The organism is Atopobium sp. oral taxon 199 str. F0494 (assembly GCF_000411555.1).
Classification (GTDB): domain Bacteria; phylum Actinomycetota; class Coriobacteriia; order Coriobacteriales; family Atopobiaceae; genus Lancefieldella.
On the sequence record NZ_KE150487.1, the window covers coordinates 221,939 to 244,848 of the forward strand.

Annotated in this window: 15 protein-coding genes and 1 pseudogene; 4 read left to right on the forward strand and 12 right to left on the reverse strand. The window is 51.6% G+C overall.

The genetic code is table 11. The features are described 5' to 3' along the window. Positions 1–178 precede the first annotated feature (178 nt). Positions 179–1,777 (reverse strand): glutamine-hydrolyzing GMP synthase, encoded by a 1,599-nt coding sequence (guaA, locus tag HMPREF1527_RS07050; protein ID WP_016478006.1) that lies wholly within the window; start codon positions 1,775–1,777, stop codon positions 179–181. A 217-nt stretch (positions 1,778–1,994) separates the two neighbouring features. Between guaA and HMPREF1527_RS07055 the strand changes: the two genes are divergently transcribed. Beyond that, on the forward strand, positions 1,995–3,761 hold the full coding sequence (locus tag HMPREF1527_RS07055; RefSeq protein WP_016478007.1) for an LCP family protein: 1,767 nt from the start codon (positions 1,995–1,997) through the stop codon (positions 3,759–3,761). 107 nt (positions 3,762–3,868) lie between these two features. Here the strand turns inward: HMPREF1527_RS07055 and ychF are convergent, their stop codons facing one another. The 4 genes from ychF to groES all read right to left on the reverse strand — a co-directional run bounded on the left by ychF (position 3,869) and on the right by groES (position 8,559). Continuing rightward, positions 3,869–4,933 (reverse strand): redox-regulated ATPase YchF, encoded by a 1,065-nt coding sequence (gene ychF, locus HMPREF1527_RS07060; RefSeq protein WP_016478008.1) that lies wholly within the window; start codon positions 4,931–4,933, stop codon positions 3,869–3,871. 1 nt (position 4,934) lies between these two features. Further along, positions 4,935–6,263 carry an ATP-binding protein gene (locus HMPREF1527_RS07065; protein WP_232209549.1) on the reverse strand — a complete coding sequence of 443 codons (1,329 nt, stop codon included), beginning with the start codon at positions 6,261–6,263 and terminating at the stop codon, positions 4,935–4,937. Positions 6,264–6,536: 273 nt separating this feature from the next. After that, the gene (groL, locus tag HMPREF1527_RS07070; protein WP_016478010.1) at positions 6,537–8,177 is read right to left on the reverse strand and encodes a chaperonin GroEL; all 1,641 of its coding nucleotides are present in this window, start codon (positions 8,175–8,177) and stop codon (positions 6,537–6,539) included. A gap of 91 nt (positions 8,178–8,268) precedes the next feature. After that, a complete protein-coding gene (groES, locus tag HMPREF1527_RS07075) occupies positions 8,269–8,559 on the reverse strand; it encodes a co-chaperone GroES (protein ID WP_016478011.1) in 291 nt (96 codons plus the stop codon). Positions 8,560–8,909: 350 nt separating this feature from the next. Between groES and HMPREF1527_RS07080 the strand changes: the two genes are divergently transcribed. Further along, positions 8,910–9,488 carry a xanthine phosphoribosyltransferase gene (locus HMPREF1527_RS07080; RefSeq protein WP_016478013.1) on the forward strand — a complete coding sequence of 193 codons (579 nt, stop codon included), beginning with the start codon at positions 8,910–8,912 and terminating at the stop codon, positions 9,486–9,488. A 290-nt stretch (positions 9,489–9,778) separates the two neighbouring features. Here the strand turns inward: HMPREF1527_RS07080 and HMPREF1527_RS07960 are convergent, their stop codons facing one another. Then, the gene (locus HMPREF1527_RS07960; RefSeq protein ID WP_016478014.1) at positions 9,779–10,213 is read right to left on the reverse strand and encodes an NAD(P)H-dependent oxidoreductase; all 435 of its coding nucleotides are present in this window, start codon (positions 10,211–10,213) and stop codon (positions 9,779–9,781) included. A 46-nt stretch (positions 10,214–10,259) separates the two neighbouring features. Here HMPREF1527_RS07960 and HMPREF1527_RS07090 point away from each other — a divergent pair, with 46 nt between their 5' ends. Together HMPREF1527_RS07090 and HMPREF1527_RS07095 are read left to right on the forward strand one after the other, a co-directional pair. Then, positions 10,260–11,090, forward strand: a complete 831-nt coding sequence (locus HMPREF1527_RS07090) for an ATP-binding protein (protein ID WP_232209550.1) — start codon at positions 10,260–10,262, stop codon at positions 11,088–11,090. A 564-nt stretch (positions 11,091–11,654) separates the two neighbouring features. Continuing rightward, positions 11,655–13,550 carry a MucBP domain-containing protein gene (locus tag HMPREF1527_RS07095; protein ID WP_016478016.1) on the forward strand — a complete coding sequence of 632 codons (1,896 nt, stop codon included), beginning with the start codon at positions 11,655–11,657 and terminating at the stop codon, positions 13,548–13,550. A gap of 134 nt (positions 13,551–13,684) precedes the next feature. On the opposite strand, the gene HMPREF1527_RS07100 is transcribed toward HMPREF1527_RS07095, so the two are convergent. From HMPREF1527_RS07100 to HMPREF1527_RS07120, 6 genes and pseudogenes are all read right to left on the reverse strand, one after another. Then, positions 13,685–15,655 carry an NAD(+) synthase gene (locus tag HMPREF1527_RS07100; protein WP_016478017.1) on the reverse strand — a complete coding sequence of 657 codons (1,971 nt, stop codon included), beginning with the start codon at positions 15,653–15,655 and terminating at the stop codon, positions 13,685–13,687. Positions 15,656–15,762: 107 nt separating this feature from the next. Further along, positions 15,763–18,213: a tRNA (adenosine(37)-N6)-threonylcarbamoyltransferase complex transferase subunit TsaD gene (tsaD, locus tag HMPREF1527_RS07105; protein ID WP_016478018.1), complete on the reverse strand. Its 2,451-nt coding sequence runs from the start codon at positions 18,211–18,213 to the stop codon at positions 15,763–15,765. Positions 18,214–19,239: 1,026 nt separating this feature from the next. Then, complete coding sequence (locus tag HMPREF1527_RS07110; protein WP_016478020.1) at positions 19,240–20,997, reverse strand: ATP-dependent endonuclease; 1,758 nt, start codon at positions 20,995–20,997, stop codon at positions 19,240–19,242. A 217-nt stretch (positions 20,998–21,214) separates the two neighbouring features. Next, positions 21,215–21,712, reverse strand: coding sequence for an EamA family transporter (locus tag HMPREF1527_RS08060; RefSeq protein WP_369745460.1), 498 nt, complete (start codon positions 21,710–21,712; stop codon positions 21,215–21,217). Beyond that, a pseudogene (locus HMPREF1527_RS08065) lies at positions 21,710–22,117 on the reverse strand (EamA family transporter); the annotation flags it as partial. The pseudogene HMPREF1527_RS08065 and the gene HMPREF1527_RS08060, both read right to left, overlap by 3 nt. Positions 22,118–22,358: 241 nt before the next feature. Then, complete coding sequence (locus HMPREF1527_RS07120; RefSeq protein ID WP_016478022.1) at positions 22,359–22,862, reverse strand: GAF domain-containing protein; 504 nt, start codon at positions 22,860–22,862, stop codon at positions 22,359–22,361. Positions 22,863–22,910: the final 48 nt, after the last annotated feature.

Consider the following 22,910-nt stretch of genomic DNA (forward strand, 5'->3'; position numbering starts at 1 on the left):
CATGGACGAACAGTCGCATCCCGAGGCTGCAACAATTGCAAAGGAATCGTCATCTCGCATTATTGTGCCGGTTTTCGGAGCCGAAAATGGCTCCGAAATCGTCTATTGCACACGGTGTTAGTTGCTAACCATCGCGACTAGACGTGCAGGATGAGACTAGATGAAATGGGCTGAAACCCTACTCCCACTCAATGGTTGCGGGCGGCTTCGGTGTAATATCATACGCAACGCGGTTCACACCGGCAACTTCACCGACAACGCGAGAAGAAATACGGCCCAAGAGCTCATACGGTAGTTTTGCCCAGTCCGCGGTCATGGCATCGCTCGACTCAACCGCACGCAGAATCACCGGACGAGCATACGTGCGCTCATCGCCCATAACACCAACGCTGCGGATATCGGGTAGTACAGCAAAGTACTGCCAGACACTATGTGCAGAGTTGCGCTCTCCTGTTTCTTTGAACAGGCGCGCATTGTAGGCATCAATCTCTTCTCGCACAATGGCATCGGCGTTGCGCAAGATCTCCAGTTTCTCAGGCGTTACCTCTCCAATGATGCGAATGGCAAGGCCGGGACCTGGAAATGGCTGTCTGTACACAAGGTTCTCCGGCAATCCCAAGGACACACCCAACTCACGAACCTCGTCCTTGAAGAAGTGATCAAGAGGCTCAATCAGGTCAAAGTGAACGCCTTCGGGGAATGGAATCAGGTTGTGGTGGCTCTTGATGGTCGAAGCCTTGCCGCCCGTCTTGCGAGCACCGGATTCAATAATGTCAGGGTAAATGGTCCCCTGCGCCAAGAACTGAACGCCGTCCAGCTTCTGAGCCTCTTCGAAGAAGACCTTCCAAAACTCGGTGCCAATGAGTCGCCGTTTCTGCTCCGGCTCAATCACTCCGGCAAGCAGCTTTGCATAGCGCTCCTCTGCGTGCACGTGTACCAGCGGTACATTGAACTGCGTACGGAAGACCTGCTCAACCATCTCCGGCTCACCCTTACGGAGCATACCGTGGTTCACAAAGACGCAGGTCAGATGATCGCCGATGGCGCGGTGGACAAGAGCCGCAACAACGGAAGAGTCAACACCACCCGAAAGCGCCAAAATGACGCGACCGTCGCCAACCTTCTGGCGGATCTCTGCCACCTTCTGCTCAATGATGTTGTCCATGGTCCACGTGGGCTCAAGGCCGCAGATATCAAAGAGGAAGTTGGAAAGCATCTGAGAGCCAAACTCGGTGTGATTGACCTCAGGGTGAAATTGCGTGGTATACAGCCGGCGTGCAGGATCCTCCATGGCTGCCACGGGACAAACGTCGGTGGAAGCGGTTACGATAAAGCCCTCGGGCACAGACGAAACCGCATCGCGATGGCTCATCCATACGGTCTGCTTGTCAGGAGTGCGGTCAAAGATCTTGCTGCGTGAACCGGCCTCGTTAAGCGACAGACGCGCCGGGCCATACTCGCCCTTCTCGGTGTGTCCGACCACTCCACCCAACGTTGCCGCAATGATCTGATGTCCATAGCAAAAACCAAAGACCGGAACGCCAAGTGCCAGCACATTCGGATCGATATGCGGAGCATCTTCGGCATAGACGGAAGCAGGGCCTCCGGACAAAATCAACGCCGAGGGCTTCATGGCACTCAGCTCATCGGCAGAAATATCACACGGAACAATCTCGGAGTACACGTGTAAATCACGCACACGACGCGCAATCAATTGCCCATACTGGGCACCAAAATCAAGCACGGCAACAAACTGCTGGGGCCTTGCCTCATTCATGAAATCTCCGCTTCTCCGGCAGACAGACTTGAATCATCCCGCCGGGCTTCTCGCCAGCATAATCCCCGCGCCGGCAACCTGATGTGCCTTTCCATAATACATGCCCCGCAAAGCATTCTCCACAAGAAAACGCGCTACATAGGATTTTGCGAAAGTTTAGCGTATAGTGGTAAACCAACCATCGGGCAAAACGAACACTACACGCAAAGGAGTCCCTGTGGCCAAGTGGTTTTCAAAAAAGTCTCAACACATGCGCGACTTCGATGAGGACGCGTCTGACAGATATGCCGACCGTGCTGACGAAGATGCCGCTGAGGCTGAACTGACAACGGCTCCGCGGACGCTCGGCAATGCGCGGCAGGCAAGCGTCTCTTCCGCCCGTGAGGCTCACGGCACGTTTGATTCCCCGTTTACGCGCGAGCCTTTGATTGGCAACACTAACACACAGGAAGACTGGGGGGCGAGAAGTACCGCGGAAGCAGAACATCGCACGGCGCGCCGCTCCCCCGCCGCGACGTCTTCCGACCCTGCGCGCGCTTCGTCACACGACACGGCGTATAATCCGATGCGCGAGCCTGCTCATAACCCCGCACACGCGAGTCATGCGCGCGTTGGCGTAGCTCAGCACGCCAAGAGCCGCGCGGAAGGCGTGAGTTCCTACGCTCAAAAACGGCGCGGTTCCAAAAGGCATCGCAAACTCAAGATTTTTCTCGGCATCTTTGCCACCCTTTTGATAGCCGCCAGCGCTCTGGCGCTGTGGTGGCTTGTTGACACGAACGCCAAGCTGCGCAGCGGCCTGGACGCCAATCTTCAAAACGCGCTGGTAAAGGCAAAGGATTCCGAGCCGTTCTACATGCTGCTTCTTGGCGTCGACAAGGATGAGGACAGGTCCGAAATTTGGGGCAACGACACTTCAAACTTCCGCGCCGACACCATTATCTTGGCGCGCGTTGATCCTAAGAATCGAAAGATTACTCTCATTTCTATTCCACGCGATACCATGGTCGATATGGGAGCGGATGGCAAGCAGAAAATAAACGCCGCGTACTCGTTGGGTGGCGCGGCAAATATGGTCAAGGTAGTCTCCAAATTTGCCAACGTCAATATTTCACACTATGCAGAGGTCGATTTCGAATCCTTTACTAAGATCGTTGATTCCATCGGTGGCGTAGACGTAGATCTACCGCAGCCGGTCAAAGATATACAGTATGCGGGTATCGATCTTCCAGCTGGTAAACAAACTTTGAACGGCGAGCAGGCGCTCGGGTTAAGCCGCAGCCGTCACGCCTATGACGATTACGGCGGAGGAGACTTTTACCGCGCAGCCAACCAGCGCATGATTCTCATGGCCATCGCAAAGAAGGTTCTGAAGCTCGATCCCGCCGCCATGGCTTCCGCAGTCTCGCAAATCGCCGAGAGCGTCACAACCGATATGAGCGCCACCGATATCGTCGGCCTCGCCCTCCAGTTCCGCGGTATCAGCACGGCAGACGACATGTATTCGGGTCGCACTCCCACGGAATCGCAGCTTATCGATGGCGTATGGTATGAAATTGTCGATAAGGACGCCTGGCGCACCATGCTCGAACGCGTTGAAAAGGGCTTGCCACCGCTTGAAGACGCGAGCGCTGACGAGACAAACGGCGTAACTGGGACCGTTGCGGGCGATCCCACCGCGGAGTCTTCCATTAAACCCGACTATACCGGTGATGTCGCCGTCATGAATGGCACCAACAAGCAAGGTCTTGCGGCGCAAAAAGCATCGGCGCTCAAAACCGCAGGATACAACGCGTTTGCTGAGAACTCAGACGAAGATCTTGATTCCTCTGTTATTGTCTACGATGGCACAAAGGAAGGGCGTGCAAAGGCCTACGGCGTTGCCAAAACACTCAACATTCCTGCAAGCGCTATCAAACCGAACGACGGTTCATACCCAACCGATGTGGACGTCAGCGTTATTCTCGGCGCAGATCAGATAGTGTAAAGAGGTAGTGTAAAGAGGTGATCTAAAGAGATAGCATAAAAAGCCTCTGTACCACAAAAGTACCACGCACTACACGTTAGTCCGCGCAAAGTACTCAAGTGCTACGGCTACACATTAAAGCGGAAATGCATGACATCGCCATCTTGGACGACGTACTCTTTGCCCTCCATGCGAAGCTTGCCGGCGGCCTTGCATCCCGCCTCTCCGCCAAGCTCAACATAGTCCTCATAGCTTGCAACCTCGGCTTTGATAAAACCGCGCTCAAAGTCTGAATGGATGACGCCCGCCGCCTCAGGTGCTTTCGCGCCGATGTGCACGGTCCACGCCTTGACTTCCATTTCGCCGGCAGTAAAGTAGCTCTGAAGACCCAGCAGCTTATAGGCTGCCTGAACAAGCGTTGCAAGACCTGAGCGTTCAAGGCCGAGAGATTCCAGGTACTCGGCGGCTTCCTCAGGGTCAAGATCTGCAAGCTCCGCTTCAACCTCAGCGCATACGGGGATTGCCTCCACGCCGTTCACAAATGGCGCCGGCTCTGACAGCGCATCCTCATCCACATTTACCACATAGAGGATAGGCTTCATAGTGAGCAAAAAGAGGTCGTGAGCAGCAGCGCGTTCATCGTCGGTCATATCCATGTCGGCAGCGCGCCTGCCCTCGTTCAGCCACTCTTGCAGACGTTTTGCCACCATAAGTCTAGGCTGGAGGTCCTTATCGCGTCTGACCTCCTTTTCCAACTTAGGAAGCGCTCGCTCAAGAGTGCCCAGGTCGGCCAGGATAAGTTCCGTCTGGATAATATTGACGTCTTCGTCAGGATTAACGCGTCCTTCGACGTGTACTACGTCGGGGTCGGAAAAATACCGGACAACCTCGCAGATGGCATCGGTTTGGCGGATGTTAGCGAGGAACTGGTTACCCAGGCCCTCCCCCTCATTCGCACCTTTAACCAGACCTGCAATGTCCACGAACTCAACGGTTGCAGGAACAATGCGGCCGGGGTGCACGATGTCAGCAAGCTTCTGCAGGCGAGTATCGGGCACGTCAACGATGCCCACATTGGGATCGATAGTTGCAAACGGATAATTTGCCGCAAGACCACCCTTACGGGTCAGCGCGGTAAACAGGGTAGACTTGCCTACGTTTGGCAAACCGACAATACCAATGGAAAGCGACATATCAATCCTTATCTTCCGGGGCTTCTCTCAGGGCTTCTTCCGCAGTCTCTTGTGCAGCTTCTTCCGTCGTCTCTTCAAGCGATTCAACGAGATTGCCCAGCTGCTTTTTGCCCGTTTCAAGCATACGCCGAGCACGCTCGCGGGTGCGAATACGTATGCGCTCGGCCTCTTCCGCCTGACGGTCATGTACCACAAGCTGCGTGATATCCATAGATTGCATGACAAGAGCGCCAGGTTCGGGACAGACGCGCACGCAAGCGTCACAGTTGGTGCAGAATTGCTGACGAATCAGCAAATTACCGCGCTCATCGATATCGATGGCGTGCATGGTACAGGTCTTCTCGCATTCACCACACAACGTGCAGCGTGTTGAATCCCACACCGGGGCTTCAAGTTTGACGAAATCGGCCAACCCCTCATCATGTTGCAGGGCGCCCATCATGAGACGACGGTCCTGTGTCAGCATGGCCTGGCGGTTATTAGTTGTACGGATGCCGATAGACTCGTCAAGTTGATTCTGCAGCTTATCAAGGGCACGAGCATGCGTATTGATGCGGTCAGCAACGGCCTGCGCTCCCGCAAGCAACGGTGTTGTTCGCGTCACCAGTCGTTCGGCAGCGTTGACGGAACTACTGAGGAACTGGCTGCGCTTATAGGCGCGCGTTAGGTCATGGTCGAGCGCGGACTCGTCCGACTCAAACCCAACGGTCGCTCCCGTCCATGCTTCGGCAACGGCGATATGGTCGCAATAGGTCTGTTCACCTGTGGTCGTGCGGCACTTGTCGCACACGCCAAACGGCAGATAGACCGAAACGTTATCAAAATCAGTCAGAATAGCGAACCATGTATCTCTGGACACCATGCCCACGCACGGCAAACAGATTTCGTTGCCGAGCGGCTTGCGGCCAAGCGCACGCGTACAGGTCACATACGCCTGATTGTACGCTGAGGCCGCGCGAGCTACCTGATCGTAGAGTTTGCGTGGCGCATGGCGGCGCGTGTTGAACACTTCCATCGGGCAAACCGCATCGCACAGACCGCACTGGATACAGTGTTCGGCAATGGACACCGTCTGATTATGAATGTCAATGGCGTCCACCGGACACACGTTTTGACACCGGCGGCATACATTCGCATCACCGGAAGCGCACTGCAGACAGCGATTGGGATTTGCCCATGGCTGTTCTTTGTAATCGGCAGGATCATAGGGCTTGTTTTCAGCATTGTTGCCGCCAAGGCTTCCCATCAGCGCGTCTAAGGGATTTGAAAGCGCCTGCCAGTCGCTCTGAATGTCAATCAGATCGTCAAGAAAATCATGCTTTTCGGCCACGCGCTCCCCTCCCTTCACGCCATGTTCTGCTTCAAGCCTGCCTTGAACCCGTTTCGGGCCTGTTTCGAACCTGCTCCAGGCCTGTCCGCGGTTTAGCATCATGCCCATTTTTATATCTGTCTCGTCAATACCGTGTTCCACCGTTACCGCGGTTCAATATTGTAACCAATCGCGCGGCGAGAAGCCCCTCGGACGGAGGTTCTTCTCGCTTCGAACAAAAAGCCGAGCCCATAAGGACTCGGCTTTGCAACAATCGGTCTTACCCGAACGGGTTTAGTACATGCCGCCGCCCTGGCCGCCTGCAGCAGCCGCATGGCTGATGGCCTCTTCAATGGTGGTATCCTTCGGCTGATCGGTCACGGTAGCCTCAGTGATAAGGATGAGCGACGCGACAGACGCCGCGTTTTGAAGCGTTGTGCGGGTGACTTTGACCGGGTCAAGCACGCCCATCTCAATCATGTCGCCGTACTTACCGGACGCGGAGTCAAGACCCTGACCAGCAGGAAGCGCCTTGATCTTCTCGACTACCACTGAACCCTCAAAACCGGCGTTGTTTGCGATGGTGCGAACCGGAGCTTCAAGTGCCTTACGGATAATCTCAACGCCGATCTTCTCGTCCGCGTCAGCGGTCTTAACGTCGTCGAGCGCAGAGGAAGCCGCGAGGAACGCGACGCCACCACCAGCAACGATGCCCTCTTCGACAGCCGCACGGGTTGCCTGAAGCGCGTCCTCGATGCGATGCTTGATCTCCTTGAGCTCCACCTCAGTAGCCGCGCCAACCTTGATAACCGCTACGCCGCCGGCCAGCTTAGCAAGACGCTCCTGGAGCTTCTCGCGATCGAAATCGGAAGTAGTATTCTCAATCTCGCCCTTGATCTGGTTGATGCGGTCGTTGATGGCCTCTTTGGTGCCGTTGCCGTCAACGATAGTGGTGTTGTCCTTGGTAACCTTGACGGACTTCGCGCGGCCGAGCATCTCAGCCGTGACCTCAGAGAGGTTGTAGCCGAGCTCCTTCATGATGGCCTGGCCGCCGGTAAGAATCGCGATATCCTCAAGCATGCGCTTGCGGCGATCGCCGTAACCGGGAGCCTTAATGGCGCAAACGTTGAGCACGCCGCGAAGCTTGTTCAGGATGAGCGTCGTCAGAGCCTCGCCGTCAACGTCCTCAGCGATGATGAGCAGCGGAGCGCCCTGCTTCTGAACAGCCTCAAGCACCGGAAGGATATCCTGAATGTTGGAAATCTTTTGGTCGGTCATGAGAATGTAGGGGTTCTCGAGCTCGGCTGTCAGCGTCTCGTTATTGGTAGCGAAATACGGAGAGACGTAGCCCTTGTCAAACTGCATACCCTCGACGGTGTCGATATCAATGCCGAACGTCTGGGACTCCTCAACGGTAATGACGCCGTCCTTGCCAACAACGTCCATAGCGTCGGAAATCTTGGCGCCGACCGTCGGGTCGCCGGCGGAGATGGTACCAACGGAAGCAATCTGCTGCTTGGTGGAAACGTCCTGAGCGCCTTTCTTCATCTGCTCAACGACAGCGTCGACGGCTTTGTCGACGCCGCGGCGAATAGCGATGGGGTTAGCGCCGGCGGCAACGTTGCGGAGGCCCTCATTAACGATGACCTGTGCAAGCAGGGTTGCAGTGGTAGTGCCGTCACCAACGGTGTCGTTAGTCTTGGTTGCAACTTCCTTGACCAGCTGAGCACCCATGTTCTCCACGGGATCAGAAAGCTCAATCTCTTTAGCAACGGAAACGCCGTCATTGGTAATGGTAGGTGCGCCATACGAACGCTGAAGCGCGACGTAGCGACCCTTAGGTCCAAGCGTAGTCGTTACCGCGTCCGCCAAAGTGTTTACGCCCTTGGCAAGCTTGGCGCGGGCATCGGTGCCAAATGCAATATCTTTTGCCATGTTCTATTCCTCCAAATGAATGAGTACAAGAAGTACCAAGCGAGAAGACCGTTACTTTTGAGGCACTTCTCGCGAAATTTCTTGCGAAAGGTTAGTCCTCGACGATTGCGTAAATGTCATCGGCACGAAGAAGCAGAAGTTCCTCACCGTCGACCTTTACCTCGGTGCCACCAAACTTACCGTAAAAGACCTGATCGCCAACGTGAACATCAAGAGCGATGCGCTTACCATCCTGGTCATACTTACCTGCTCCGACAGCCAGAACTTCACCGCGCTGCGGCTTTTCTTGCGCGGCCGACGCGATATACAGACCGGTGGAAGTCTTCTCCTCCTTGGGAGCTGGCTTAACCAAAACGCGATCTCCAAGCGGCTTCAATGTCATCGTGCAAAACCTCCTTATAAGGGCGTACGTGAACGTCTGTGTCCGTACCCATGTTGCGGCTCCTGCCTTAACGCGGACGCCGCTCTTTCCAACGCTATGAAGTATTCCCCACATTGATAGAAAAATATACGAATCAATAGCAAAAAATCTTACTAACGGCACTTAGATTTTCTATAACTTGAAAAAGAAAGCCGAACAAAGGCGGAAATTGACCGTCACGGCAGAGAACTGACACAGAAGCACGGCGATAACTTTGGTCCAACCCCGATATGATGGATGCATTGAGCGCGGGTTTTGCGTACAATTTGCATACGACAAAGTCAACAACTGTCAACAGGAATCGAGGATCTATGCGTGAGCTCGAAGAGAGAATCATCGCCGAAGGGATTGTCCGTGAAGGCAACGTCCTCAAAGTGGACAGCTTTTTAAATCATCAATGCGATGTCACTCTCTACCGGCATATGGGAGACGCGTGGGTTTGCCACTTTGCAGGCAAAAAAGTTGACAAGATCCTGACAGTCGCAGCTTCCGGTATCGGAATATCCTGCGTAGCCGCGCTTTCCTTTGGCGGCGTGCCGGTCGTGTTCGCACGCAAGGCTCAGTCAATCAATCTTGACGGAGACCAGTACACCGCACGCGTCCACAGCTACACGCACGGCAACGACAATACCGTCATCATTGCAAAGCGGTTCCTGCAGCCAGGCGAACACGTCCTGCTTATCGATGATTTTCTCGCCAACGGAGCAGCGCTTGATGGACTCATTGAGATTTGCCGACAGGCCAACGCGGTTATCGAGGGCATTGGCATAGCTGTCGAGAAGGGCTTCCAATCCGGAGGTAAGCGCATGCGTGAGGCTGGCTATGATGTATGTTCGCTGGCCGTGGTTAAGTCGATGGACGTCTCCACAGGAACGATTGAATTTGCGTAGAAATAACAGCCATGCCGTGAAGCACCCCATAATCACAGGAACGATGTTGTTGATAACCAGCACCGCGATATTGAACCCCTGTGCACGCAGGGCAACCGTCCAAGTTGCCGTGAAAATGTACAGTACACCCCAGGCAACCGCCAGAACGTAATTCGTTTTCATGAACAGGGGATTTCTGAGCGCCTTATCCTCTCCGTAGTTGTACTTGACGTAGGAAGCGCACAGAGGTTGCTTCATCACGCATGAAGCAAGCCACATGAGGCCGAAGCAGAAATAGCCCGCCACGGTGATTACTCCGCCGTTCCCAGTATTCCACTCGACGCGTATTCACTGCCTGCCCGCTTTACCACGCTGAGGTACTTCTCGGTACGAGCGGATAATTCGGAAACGCAGAACAGCTCTCCCTGTCCACAGAAGATCGTTTCAAAATTGCCCTTGCCGAGAATGTGGTCGAACATGCTCGTTACGCTGTCGTAGTTGCCCTCAGACGACCAGAAGCCGCAGGTGAATACAAGTACATGCTTTCCGCCTTTGCCCTTATATCTCGAGTCGTGACTCCCGCTTCCGTAACCATCATCACGCGAACTCATGAACGGCCGGCTCATAGGAAGCTGCCGGTCAATCATGGTCTTGAGAATACCCGGCACGTTGAAGTAATAAAGCGGGAAGCTCCAGATGACAAGGTCGGCCGCCAGGAGCTTCTCAATAACACCCGCCATGTTCATGAAGGGTGTCAGCGAATCTCTCGCGGGGAGGATACGGATTTTAGAAATGCCTGCTTTGAGCCTAAGGGAGCTGACAGGTGCAGCTGGCAGTCCGCACCCCTACGTCCCCACTCCAATAAAAACACCCAGCAAGACACCTCAGACAGACATCTGGAAAATCATCCACAGAGGGTCGATGCCCGAGCTCCAAGACAGCTCAATCGACTGGGATTCGTTCTACTCCGACTATGTAGCAGCCTATCTGGAGAGGGACGTTCGCGACCTCATCAACGTCAAAGACGAGTCAAAGTTCTATAGCTTCATGGTAGCGTGCGCCGCACGATCGGGACAGCTGCTCAACGCCTCAGACATCGGAAACACAGTCGATGCCGATCACAAGACGGTGAAGGCGTGGCTCTCCGTCCTCCAAGCATCAAACGTCATCCGCATCATAGGGCCATTTTGGCCAAACATCGGCAAGAGCCTCACCAAAACGCCTAAGCTCTACTTCATGGATACAGGTCTCGTGTGTCACCTCACAAGGTGGATGACCCCGGAGCAATTGCGCCTCGGAGCGGTAGCAGGACACGTTTTTGAGACCTTCGTTGTATCTGAGGTTCTCAAGAGCTACATGAATTCCGGCGCCAATATGCGCGACGTCTGGTTCTACCGTGACGCCAAGAAGAGAGAGATTGACCTTGTGCTCCAGGAAGGCCACATACTGCATCCCGTTGAGATAAAGATGGCAGCGATGGTTGGAGCTGACGTTGTAAAGAGCTTCGGGAGTCTTAATAGTTTTTCGGACTACGAGGTCGGGTTCGGGCACGTCATCTGCCAGACCGCCGAGCCATACTATGTGGCCAAAGATGTGCAGGCTGTTCCTGTCTGGACGATTTAGAATTTGGCGAAAAGAAATCTCTTGACGCATCAACAGCAACGGTGAGATAGTCTACCGACAGCTCTTTCAAACGGTCTCACCCGGCAAAAGATCCGTTGGGAGAATAACCCGCTTATGCTCTACGGGTCTCCCGGCAATTTGATCCAGCAGCAGTGATAAGAGGGCAGCAGATTACCCGCTAGATATTACTGAGCGAGAGAAACAACAGAAGCCCGGGTTACCTACCCCGGGTTTTTTGGCGCTGTCCCATAAAATGGCCACACTGTGATAGGTATCATACGCGGAGTAGCGATTGTGTATCGTTCCGGACACTCTCATGGCACCAGTGACGGCTAAGTCAAACATTGTGTCGCAGTTGTAGGCTTGTACCCTACAACTGCGACATGAGAAAAATTCTACCTCTCCAGAAGTAACGAATAGAACCATTGAACGAACTTCTTCCAAGCGCAACCGGAGAAGAAATCTCTTCTACCAGGTTACTTATTGCTGCTTTGTGACCACATATCCTATAATTACTGCTTACCATGCACTAAAACCAAATATTTCGTTGTAGAGGAGAACCGTATGCGCACCACTGCTCAACGCCTATGGCTCAGTTTATTTCTTGTATTTGCTCTATGTCTGGGATTCATTCCCCCAAAAGTTGTTCTGGCACAACCGGCCAGCGTAACCGTTACAGACCCCAAAGCAACCGTTGACAAGACAGCAAGCGAGCTCACCAAAAATCCGCAGACCAACGATTTGGAAACAAAGGTTTCCCTTACCTTCTCCGGAACAACGGAGGATGTACCCTCAGACGTTGTTTTTGTTCTCGATAAATCGGGTGCCGCGGATGTTCTTGACGAAGCGCTCGCCTTTCTCGATGAACTCAAGCAGCAGGCAGACACCAAAGGGGTGAAAGTGCGAGTCGGCGTGGTTTTGTTTAACCGAGTCGGCAATATCAGGCTGCCTCTTACCGACATTTCTACTGGCTACGATGAAATCAAAGCCGCGATGCAATCATCAGTTCACATGGGAACTAACATGCATGCCGGCTTGCTCGCCGGTCAGCAGATGCTGGACGAGGACACCAGCATTCCCAACAACCACAAACATATGGTGCTTATTTCCGACGGCGCTACCTACCTTTATTCAAAGAACAACGACTACACTACGTCGTATACCCGCTCATTCGGCGATCCCAAAGCGCAGACAAACCCCGCGACGGGCAACCCCTTCCTTAACGGGAGCGACAAAAAAGGCGGCATCTGGGAGTATCAATCCCGTGAGTACAACCTGAATGAAGCGATTAAGTTTTCAGCCGCTTCCGGCAACGTTACATTACTGGAAACATATCTCAACCAGAAACGCCTGCACGACGCCGAGTATGAGCAGTACGAATATGAATACAATGCCAGCTCCGCCTATCTTGGCATCGGCCGCAAGACCACGCCCATCGAGGAAAACGCCGTGGCCAACATTGACGCGGCATGGATCCACGCCATCGATACCTTCGATAAAATCGCGGAAAAGTACCGCACCTACGTCTTCTTCAAGAACGTCGCTGATTTTGACGGATCAACGTTGCTCAAGTACATGACGCGCAACACAGGCGGCCTCTCACAGAACTTCGTACAGCTTGAGAGGGCGCTTAGCCACTCCCTTTCCGACGGCTCTTTTGTGACGGACGTTGTCGGAGACGACTTTGATTTCGTACATGATTTTTCACGTGTCACCGTAAAAGTCGGTGATAAAGAGCTTACCGGCGAGAAAATCTCTGACAATAAATACGGCTTCGGTAAGCGCGCCGACGGCACGTATCGCTACGAGCTCACCTATAGCGAAGCGGATAAGACCCTCAAGCTTGACATTCACGAGACCATTACTGCCGATAAGCCCGCCACGCTGAGCTTCTACGAGAAGCTCAAGGATCCTCCGGTAACTCCGGGAACCTATACATATGATACAAACAAGTCAGCAACGCTTACTGTCATTAACAGCGGCGGCAACAGCTTAGGCAGATACAACTTCCCCAAACCGCAAGTCACCTATGTGGCAGTTGCGCAAGGAACGGTTACCGCTCGCTACGTCGATGAAAATGGTGCTGAAATAGCCGATTCTGTTACCACTACGGGAAATGTCGACAGCCCCTACACTACGCAGCAAAAGGATATCGACGGGTACACCTTTAAGGAAATGGCCCATGATTCCGCAGCGGCAAACGGCACCTACATTGATGGCACACTTACGGTTACCTATGTGTACCACAAAAAGCCCACACCCAACAAACCTGACCAACCGAACAAGCCCAATCAGCCCGAAAATCCCAAGAAACCCTCTCAGCCTTCTCCCTCTAAAGGGCGCGGGGTCATACCTGGCATGGGTGACGTTGGCGCGGCGGCTGCAACAGGCGCTGTAGCATTAGGCGGCGGTCTGCTCATTCTTGACCTTCGGCGTAAGCTGAGAAATTCGCACAAGTAACCAAAGTAACCGAAGTAACCAAAATAACCGCTGCAAATAATCGCACATACTCATTGCGAAAAGCCCGGATCCTTACGAGTCCGGGCTTTTACTCTTGCCATTTTCGCTACTCTTTGTTGCTCTGTACTGTCGTGTCAGTCATCCTCATCCTCAAGCGAGTCCAGCTCAGAAAGCCAGAGCGCGCTTGACGCGTCAGACGGCATACGAAGGTCACCGCGCGGCGAAAGCGCTACAGAGCCCACTTTTGGTCCATCCGGCATCGCGCTGCGTTTGAACTGCTGCGCGAAGAACCGGCGATAAAATACCTTGAGCCAGGAAAGGATAGTTTTTCTGGAGTACTTCTCGCCAGAAGCTCCTGCACCAAACGCGTAACACGCGAGACGGAATACCTTGCGCGGGCTTGAACCATACCGAAGCACCTGGTACAAGAAGAAATCGTGAAGCTCATAGGGTCCCACAAGGTTTTCGGTCTTCTGCCCGATTGAGCCGTCCGCGCTCGCGGGAAGCAGCTCAGGGCTGACCGGCGTATCCAGCACATCGTACAAAGTATCCGCCACGTCTTCTTCATGTGTCTGAGCGTACATGTCGGCGCAATAGCGGACAAGATGCCTCACGAGCGTTTTGGGCACCGAGGCGTTCACGCCATACATAGACATTTGGTCGCCGTTGTAGGTAGCCCAGCCAAGCGCCAGTTCAGAGAGGTCGCCGGTACCGATAACCATGCCGCGCGCTTGGTTAGCGACATCCATAAGTATCTGAGTGCGCTCGCGCGCCTGAGCGTTTTCATACGTCACGTCGTGATTTGATTCGTCGTGACTGATGTCGGCAAAATGCTGGCGGACGGCGGCGGTAATGGAAATCTCGCGCAGCTCAGCGCCGAGAGCGCGGGCAAGCTCGACCGCATTGGTATACGTGCGATCCGTCGTGCCAAATCCGGGCATGGTAACCGCGACAATGCCGCCTCGATCAAGACCAAGCTGATCAAAGGCGCGCACGGTCACCAAAAGGGCAAGCGTGGAGTCAAGACCTCCGGAAATGCCAATAACAGCGTGGTCAGAGCCGGTATGAGCAAGACGGGTCGCAAGGCCGTGAGCCTGAATGCTCAACACCTCTTCACAACGCTCGGCACGACGATTGTCGCTTGCCGGAACAAACGGACGGGGGTCCACAAATCGCGTCAACTTCGTGGGAGTTTCAACATCAAGCGAGAAGTACGTAACGATATGTCGGGCTTCTTCCGGGCTTGGAGCCACCTGAAACGTTGACAGGCGACGCCGCTCCGCGGAAAGTCGTGTCACATCAATCTCGGACACGGCGATGCCGTCAGCAAAACAGCCGGAATCAGCCAACCTGCGGCCGTTTTCACAGATGAGGTCATGCCCAGGAAAGACCAAGTCGGTAGTCGATTCTCCCTCGCCCGAACTCGCATACGCGTACCCGCAGACAAGACGCGCGGACTGGTTCGTCACAAGCGCGCGGCGGTAATCCGCTTTACCAGCTGTAGCCGGCGAAGCGCTCATATTGCAGATGAGCGTAGCTCCCGCCATAGCGTGAGCAGTCGAAGGCGGGTCTGGCACCCAGAGATCCTCGCAAATCTCAACGGCCACAACTAGATCAGGCAGGGTGTCACATGCAAAAAGCTGATCAGCGCCAAAAGGAACAGTTCTCGACAGGTTGAAGTCTATTTCCGTTACAGAGCGGGGCCCGGCCGTAAAGTGGCGCCCCTCATAAAACTCGTTGTAGGTTGGGATATGCCGCTTGGGAACCAACCCGAGAAGTTCGCCGCCGTACAGCACAGCAGCGCAGTTATAAAGTTTGGACGCCACCCGCACCGGGAGACCCGCCAAAATCAGCGCGTCCACATCAGCGGTGCGCGAGGCGATAGCAACAAGACCCCGCTCAGCCATATCCAAAAGCTCATCTTGCCAGAAGAGGTCCTCGCAGGTATAGCCCGTAATGCAAAGCTCCGGAAGCACCACAACGCGAGCATCATGCTCAACGATGGCCTTCTCGATTGAGTTCAGACAGGACTCCACGTTATAAGCGACATCGGCAACACGCACCTTTGGCGTCACGGCGGCTACCTTTACAAATCCGTCTCGCATGGTTCTCCCCTATCTACTGGAAGCGCTTCTCGCCCTCCGCAGTCCCTTATCGAGAACAAAGCCCTCTTGAAAACGAGTTCTCTGCCACAGAAACCCTTTGCCCTATCTTACATGCCGCTCGGAATCACAGGAGCATCAGTCGAAGACCACTCGCCCAGCGGTGCGTTTGGATTGGCGTCAAGCGTCAGTGGAGAGAAGAGCCCGGCGCGGTAACTTCTGAGCGCGCCAACAGCAATCATGGCGGCGTTATCGCCACAGACCGACATCGGCGGCACGGTCACGCGCACTCCCTTTTTACCGAAAGCTTCCTTGTATGCCGCACGCAGCGCGGGATTTGCCGCTACGCCGCCGCCGACGCAAAAGTCATGGACGCCAGTTTCTTCTACCGCGCTGAGCGCCTTGGCAACTTGCACGTCAATAACCGCCTGCTCAAACGAGGCCGCCAGATCCGGAAGATTGATTGCTCTGCCTGCGCGATTTTCCGCTTCAATATAGGTGATAACTGATGTCTTAAGCCCGGAAAGCGAGAACGAATAGTCCCCGCTATGCAGCATGGCGCGAGGGAACTGAATAGCTCGCGGATTGCCCTGCGCCGCCAACTTGCTGATAACAGGGCCTCCCGGATATCCCAGACCCAGCGCCTTTGCCACCTTATCAAAGGCCTCACCAACCGCGTCGTCAATGGTCGTTCCCAGGACAACGTAGTCTCCCCAAGCACGCACGTGAACCAGCATGGTATTACCGCCGGAAACGAGACTTGCTATAAACGGCGGCTTCAAATCAGGCATTTCAAAGAGATTAGCAAGAAGGTGGCCTTCAAGGTGATGTACGGGAATAAGCGGGAACCCCGCTGCCGTACAGAGACCCTTCGCAAAGGCAACACCCACCACAAGCGCTCCCACGAGCCCTGGTCCCGCCGTAACGCCAACAGCCGAAAGATCTGAGGGTGCAAGCGTGTCGCAGCCAAAATGCTCGCCCGCGCGGATGAGCGTCTCCTCGAACAGACCTACGATAGCTTCGGTATGCTTGCGCGACGCGATCTCGGGAACCACGCCGCCAAAACGCGCGTGAAAATCAATCTGCGTTGCGACAACATTCGCGCAGATAATGCCATGGGAGTCAATGATCGCCATGGCCGTCTCATCGCAAGACGATTCAATAGCCAGCACCAGATCACCGGCCGCCTTGAGGGCGGCCTTGCTCTTATCGGAACGCTGAGCCGCCGTGAGAGGCCACGGGCGAATCGAAGCCTGAGGTTCGGGATCGCGAGCCGAGAAACCAGCGCCGGTTGCAAGCGGCAGCTTCGCCGTCATCACAATCGCCGCAACGTCCGGAGCGTAGTAGCCACTACGTTTTCCAACCTGCTCAAAGCCGAGGCGCTCATAGAGCCCATGAGCAGGCGTGTTATTCTCGGCAACTTCAAGGGTAAGGAAGCCTGCCCCCAGCATCTGAGCGTCATAGGCAACACGGCGGAGCAGCTCAGAAGCGATGCCGCCGTGGCGGTGCTCTTGCGCCACCACGACCTCTTCAATTTCAAACTCCGCTCCGGCGAGACGGCCGCCGGCAAAGCCCACCGGCTTTCCGTAATCATGAGCCAGCCACCAACTGCGGCCCGGCTGAGAAAGCTCCTCGTAAAAGGTCTTTTGTGTCCAAGGCGTATGCGCAGAACCAGCATACGCTGCAGCTTCTAGTTTTGCCACCTGCTCCAGATCGTTCACGGAGAGCGGTCGAAACTGCAGGTGCTTATCGGCAAGCGCGTCATCTACACCGGTCAGAGCGACAGTCGTCGGCTCTTTGAGACCTAAGCGCTGACGCTCCGTTTCCTCCGCGTCAGAAAGGCGTGTGTAGATGGGAAGCACCAGCGCAGGATCTCCATCGCCGAGTTCGTGCTCTGGAAGCGCCGCTGACCGAAGCAGCCCTTCTCCCGTGGGATACCACGTTTCTTCAGGCGTAAAGGCCGAGAAGCCCGCCGCTTCAAATCTCTCCTGGTATTTCTTGAGACCGTTGCCACTCAGCGTCAGTTCTTCGCGATCGGATCTTTCCGACCACTCCGCAACCACCTTGTCTACCTTGAACACCGTTTCAGCAGGAAACGTACGGTGGGCGCCCTCACCGTCAAGCAGATATACGCCGGGATACACCTCACCTCGCATGGCGTCACCCGCAACGGCAAGTTTGCCGCGAACGCCTGCGTTCCATGCGGAAAACGCCATCGCGTCAAGCGCGGAAGCGCCATAAAGCGGCAGTTCAGCCCCACATGCAATACCTTTCGCGGTTGCTACGCCGATGCGCACGCCGGTAAACGAGCCCGGCCCGCGGCCCACAAGCACCGCGTCCACATCTGCCATTGTCATGCCCGCCGTGCTCAGGACCTGCTGAATAGTTCCGGCAAGCTCCACATTCGCTTGACGACGGCAAAGATAATCGGCGGAGGCGAGCGTCTCAACGGCCGCGCCACCCGCCTGAGACGGTATCCAGCGCGCTACCGAGCATGCCAGCATATCCGTTGAGGTGTCAAGCGCAAGGACAATCTTCGGTTTGGTCGTACTTCTCAGCATACAAGCTCTTCTCGACAGGAAATGTACCGTGCAATACTATACGCCACCTGTTGATTTTCATTGAAAGAAGGTAGGCCTTGCTCCTTTATCTCCTTTCATCTTAGTCAAAACGTAAAAGAGAGCTCGCTGCATTGACGATTAAAAAACGAATAAATAGAACGCCCAGAAAGGCGGATAGTCCTGTTTGTGTGTTTTGCTTTTTACCAAATCAGTGAGGTGGCGCACACCTGTTATCTCAGAATAAGCATCATTTACCCTGCGTGCTTTTCATAATACTTTTCAAATTTTCATTACTATCTACATTGGTTTTTCATAATAGTTACTTCATCTCCATTTACTAAAATAACTTGGCCAATTATAAAATCAAGCTGAACATGTAGTAGAAAAGTCCATACGACATCTCTTGGTAGAACGTAAGTGTTCAAAGCTTCATTCATAAGGAGAAAACCTCTATGAATCACTTACGCTCCACTACAACTAAATACAAGAAGGGATAATGCCTTTCATTTGGGCACCGGGTTTTGATTCAAACTCAACTCAATAGTAGCTAGACTCCCAATAAGATTGTCGAAGAAATTGGCTATATATCAAACATCTTCCGCAACGAGATTAAGCACAAAACAGTGGAACTGTATCGTATTCCTAGCGGAAGCAAAACGATATCATGGACACCTCAGAGACCATCCGTTCACAGTATAGTGAGCATTGAGGCGACATTTTCAGGTACGACAGACAACGGTTCTGAGTTCTCGATGTTGTCTAAGCCGGAAGATTTAAGCAAAGCGCCAATCTTACTTTACCTATCCCCATACCTCTTGTGAAAAGGGATTCGCAAAGTGTCACAGCGGTCTAATCCGCAGATTTACTCCCCCAAGAGAAAACAAATCGACAGTTATTCTATGAAAACCGCCAAATCGAAATCTGATGTAATAGCTTTTCGAGAAAATTTCTGGGCTACCGCACCCCAGATAATCTCTTTGGAGATGAGCTGAACCGAATCTATTCCTATGTCGCCTGGTGCACCATTCAACTGTCAATATCCAACTTGTTATTGCAATTTACGTCCTCTATGATTGCATTTTTTATTTTTTTAAAACTCTCAGGATACTCAGCGGGTTGCAAGTTCTCTATTACTTCTAAAACGTTCTTCCTATTTTTAATTGATTTATATTTCTCCGTCAATAATGTTTTCTTCCTCTCTTTGTCATTATCTGAATTTGGTAACTTTAGAATTTTATAGTATAACTCTCTTGCTCTTTTAGATGAGCATACCAAGTCAATTTCTAAACACTGCTTCATAGAATAAAAATGTGCATATCTAATTAATTCAAAAAATTTTCTATATCCTTTTGCCTGTTCCAATTTATCAATATTTTTAGAAAAAGCATCATCAATTATCCTTCGTTTTGTCTCTATTTTAGTTATTTTATCCTGATACTTAGGCAATCCATAATTATTTCTACTGTCTTTGATTTTTTGCTCGCTGTAATCGAAAAAGAAATCATAGTCCACGACAACAGAAAATGGTATTGATAGTTCTTTTAATAAATAATATGGATATGCTAAATTGTTCACTCCATCAAGAGCTATAAATGAAATATCTGCAATATCATTTTCTATATGCGGTTTAATAAGCTCTTTTATTATATATGCATCGATTGGACTTTCACAAATTACAACGTGTTTTGCAAAAAAGAATTCACTATTTTTGAGTTTAAAAAAATTATAATGTGCTGATTCTTTTATAGCATATTTATTCAAAAAGTCTACTGGTACTTGTTTTATTGATGAAATAAAAGCCCTCTTCGAGTCTATCTTTCTCTTTACTAATAAAATATTCTCATGTTTTAATTCATCAATGAGCACTGTCGAGTGAGTAGTAAAAATAGTTTGAACTTCAGATTCTGTCATATTCCTAGATAGCGATTGAACAAACCTTTTTTGAGCTTGCGGATGCAAATTAATTTCTGGTTCTTCAATTCCTAAAATTATGTCTTTATCTTCTATTAGTGCATATGCTCTATACATAGCAATAATAGCTAAACTCTTTGTTCCACTCCCCCATTCTTTCAACAAATGATTACTAAAAGATTCACTAATTGATAACTCAACATAATTTAATATAGATGTGTAATCCATGTCACTTGGAAAGTCAATTTTAAAACCAATATCCTTATTTTGCATATACAATCCACTAAGTTGCTTTTCTAATTTACTTAATACAGTGTCATGAATTCTTCTGCTGGACCTCTTAATATCAGAGGATACGGTATCTCTATTTTTTGTATATTGATTTAAGAAACTTGTAATTAATTTTTTGAAAATTGTATTTTCGTTCCACATGATATCATGATTCGTTCTCTCTGCTGGGATATATACATATGTCAAAAATTTATTTAATTCTTCAATAAAGCTCTCTAAGTTCTGAATATGCTTCTTATTATTTCCCCTGACAACCGATAACTTTCTTTTATTATCACTATATGAATATTTCAATTCTATAGTTATCTCATCATGGAAAATATATCCGCTCAATAATTTACTTTTATCCGGGATATCCTTCAATTTTACCTCTATATAGGAATTGTTCCTTGGAGCATATTGATGAGTTTTATCGAGAAAAAATTTTCTTTCTTCATCAAAATTAAAAACACTATTTAACGCCCTTAATATTCCTGTTTTCCCAGCATTATTTTCCCCAACAATTGCAGTAATATCATTCATATGAAAAGAAGCTTCTTTAATGGAACGAAATTTTTTAATTGTGATGCTGCTAATTTTCATCTTTCTTTCCTTAACTATACTTCTTGAAATGTTCAACCTGTTATTATAATTTGTAGAGTAATTTTCTAACTGTATACTCTCCCCTCGTTTTTCTTTTATTTATAGTATAGAGTCTTACTGTCAGATTCAAACCAGTTTCGTGAAGGACTGTCGTCAGGTTCACGTCAAGTTCATCAGACCTTACTAAATCCAAAAAACGCAACATAAATTGCTTGGTTTATGACCAGATAGCCATAGCTATGGTACTGAAGACCATAAGAGCTAGCCCCCATGCCACCTTTTTGCTGAGCTTCTCATGAAATACCAGGAAAGAGAAGGCGATAGACACTAAAATACTCATCTTGTCGATAGGGACAACCACGCTGACAACGCCATTCTGAATTGCATAGTAATAGCATAGCCACGAGGCTCCTGTTGCAAATCCAGAAAGGATGATAAAAAGCAATTCTCTTTTGTCGATGTTTTCCAACGACGCTTGCTTGCCCTTAAGAAACACGATGAGCCACGCCATGATTAAAACAACACCTGTACGGATTGCCGTTCCAAGGTTGGATTCCACGCCCGTTATACCAACTTTCGCGAGAATCGCCGTCAGAGCTGCAAAAACAGCTGAGCCAATAGCATAGACACGCCAGCGCTGTTTCTTTGGACTTTGGTGCTGTTTCAAAATTTGCGTTTTTACCCGTTGAGAATTTGCAGGTTCTCTTCCTGTCATGAGAAAAATACCAGTCGCCAAGAGCGCCGTTCCCGCTAATTTAATAGCCAGATGATTTGTTTCTCCAAAAAGGATAATTGCCAGAAGTACTGTCAGAATCGTACTGGACTTATCAATAGGCACAACTTGATTTACATCGCCTACGGACAGCGCTTTGAAGTAGCAAATCCACGACGCACCCGTCGTCAATCCCGAAAGTATTAAAAATGCCAGCGACTTTGGCTGTATCTGCACGATTGTCTGAGCAGACCCCACCATGAAGACCATCGTCCATGAAAACGCCAGCACCACGATTGTGCGCAATGCGGTAGCCAAGTCGGAGTCCGTCTTCCGGATACCGCACTTTGCCAATATAGCCGTCAGCCCCGCGAAAAAGGCGGACAGCAGCGCCATGACAAGCCACATGCTATGGACTTCCTAACTTCCTATAGGATGCCCCTACGTCTCACCGTCGCCATAGAGCCAGTACGATTAATGCTCATTTCTGACATCACACGATTGCTAGTTTAGCGCACCTTCTTGCTGTCCAAATTATAATCTGAACCAAAATAATTTAAGGAAATCTGGAATCCGTCGAAAAATTATATCGCTGCGCTTTTTCTCAGGCATTTGCAGCGGTACTGCGCTTTACGTCAGCGCGCCGCTTCTAAAATCGAGCAACCTGCTCTATCTTTCGAGCCACGATTTCCAAACCGAGAAGATCTTCTCGGTTAAAGCGTCCCACAACAGGACTGTCGATATCTAGCACTCCCACGACAGAGCCTCCAACCTGCAGCGGAACTACGACCTCAGAATTCGACGCGGCGTCGCAGGCGATGTGACCTGAAAACTCATGGACGTTTTCTACCAGCTGACTCTCTTTTGTCGCGGCGGCCGTACCGCAGACTCCTTGCCCAAAGGGAATGCGCACGCAGGCTACTTTTCCCTGAAAGGGGCCAAGGTGAAGTTCAGAAGAGCACGCCTTCTCCAACTCCACGCTGTCGCGTTTCTCGCCTGAAAGCACCCAATCTGCCAGGTAAAATCCGACCCAATTGACCTCATCAAGTGCGTCCCACAAGAGCGCGGAAGCGTTCGCCAGCACCGGGAGCCAATGTGCGTCAATCTCGGCAAGCTCTTCAATTTGGCTGGCAAGCAACGTATAGTCGGGCATTGGACTCCTCTCAAAACGGCGCCGGGAATATCTCCCGACGCCGAAATC

Excerpts from the sequence above, each read along its gene's own strand:
- guaA (WP_016478006.1), bottom strand. The coding sequence starts at position 1,777 with ATGAATGAGGCAAGGCCCCAGCAGTTTGTTGCCGTGCTTGATTTTGGT.
- ychF (WP_016478008.1), bottom strand. The coding sequence starts at position 4,933 with ATGTCGCTTTCCATTGGTATTGTCGGTTTGCCAAACGTAGGCAAGTCT.
- groL (WP_016478010.1), bottom strand. The coding sequence starts at position 8,177 with ATGGCAAAAGATATTGCATTTGGCACCGATGCCCGCGCCAAGCTTGCC.
- groES (WP_016478011.1), bottom strand. The coding sequence starts at position 8,559 with ATGACATTGAAGCCGCTTGGAGATCGCGTTTTGGTTAAGCCAGCTCCC.
- HMPREF1527_RS07080 (WP_016478013.1), top strand. The coding sequence starts at position 8,910 with ATGCGTGAGCTCGAAGAGAGAATCATCGCCGAAGGGATTGTCCGTGAA.
- HMPREF1527_RS07960 (WP_016478014.1), bottom strand. The coding sequence starts at position 10,213 with ATGAACATGGCGGGTGTTATTGAGAAGCTCCTGGCGGCCGACCTTGTC.
- HMPREF1527_RS07090 (WP_232209550.1), top strand. The coding sequence starts at position 10,260 with ATGCCTGCTTTGAGCCTAAGGGAGCTGACAGGTGCAGCTGGCAGTCCG.
- HMPREF1527_RS07095 (WP_016478016.1), top strand. The coding sequence starts at position 11,655 with ATGCGCACCACTGCTCAACGCCTATGGCTCAGTTTATTTCTTGTATTT.
- HMPREF1527_RS07100 (WP_016478017.1), bottom strand. The coding sequence starts at position 15,655 with ATGCGAGACGGATTTGTAAAGGTAGCCGCCGTGACGCCAAAGGTGCGT.
- tsaD (WP_016478018.1), bottom strand. The coding sequence starts at position 18,213 with ATGCTGAGAAGTACGACCAAACCGAAGATTGTCCTTGCGCTTGACACC.
- HMPREF1527_RS07110 (WP_016478020.1), bottom strand. The coding sequence starts at position 20,997 with ATGAAAATTAGCAGCATCACAATTAAAAAATTTCGTTCCATTAAAGAA.
- HMPREF1527_RS08060 (WP_369745460.1), bottom strand. The coding sequence starts at position 21,712 with ATGACAGGAAGAGAACCTGCAAATTCTCAACGGGTAAAAACGCAAATT.
- HMPREF1527_RS07120 (WP_016478022.1), bottom strand. The coding sequence starts at position 22,862 with ATGCCCGACTATACGTTGCTTGCCAGCCAAATTGAAGAGCTTGCCGAG.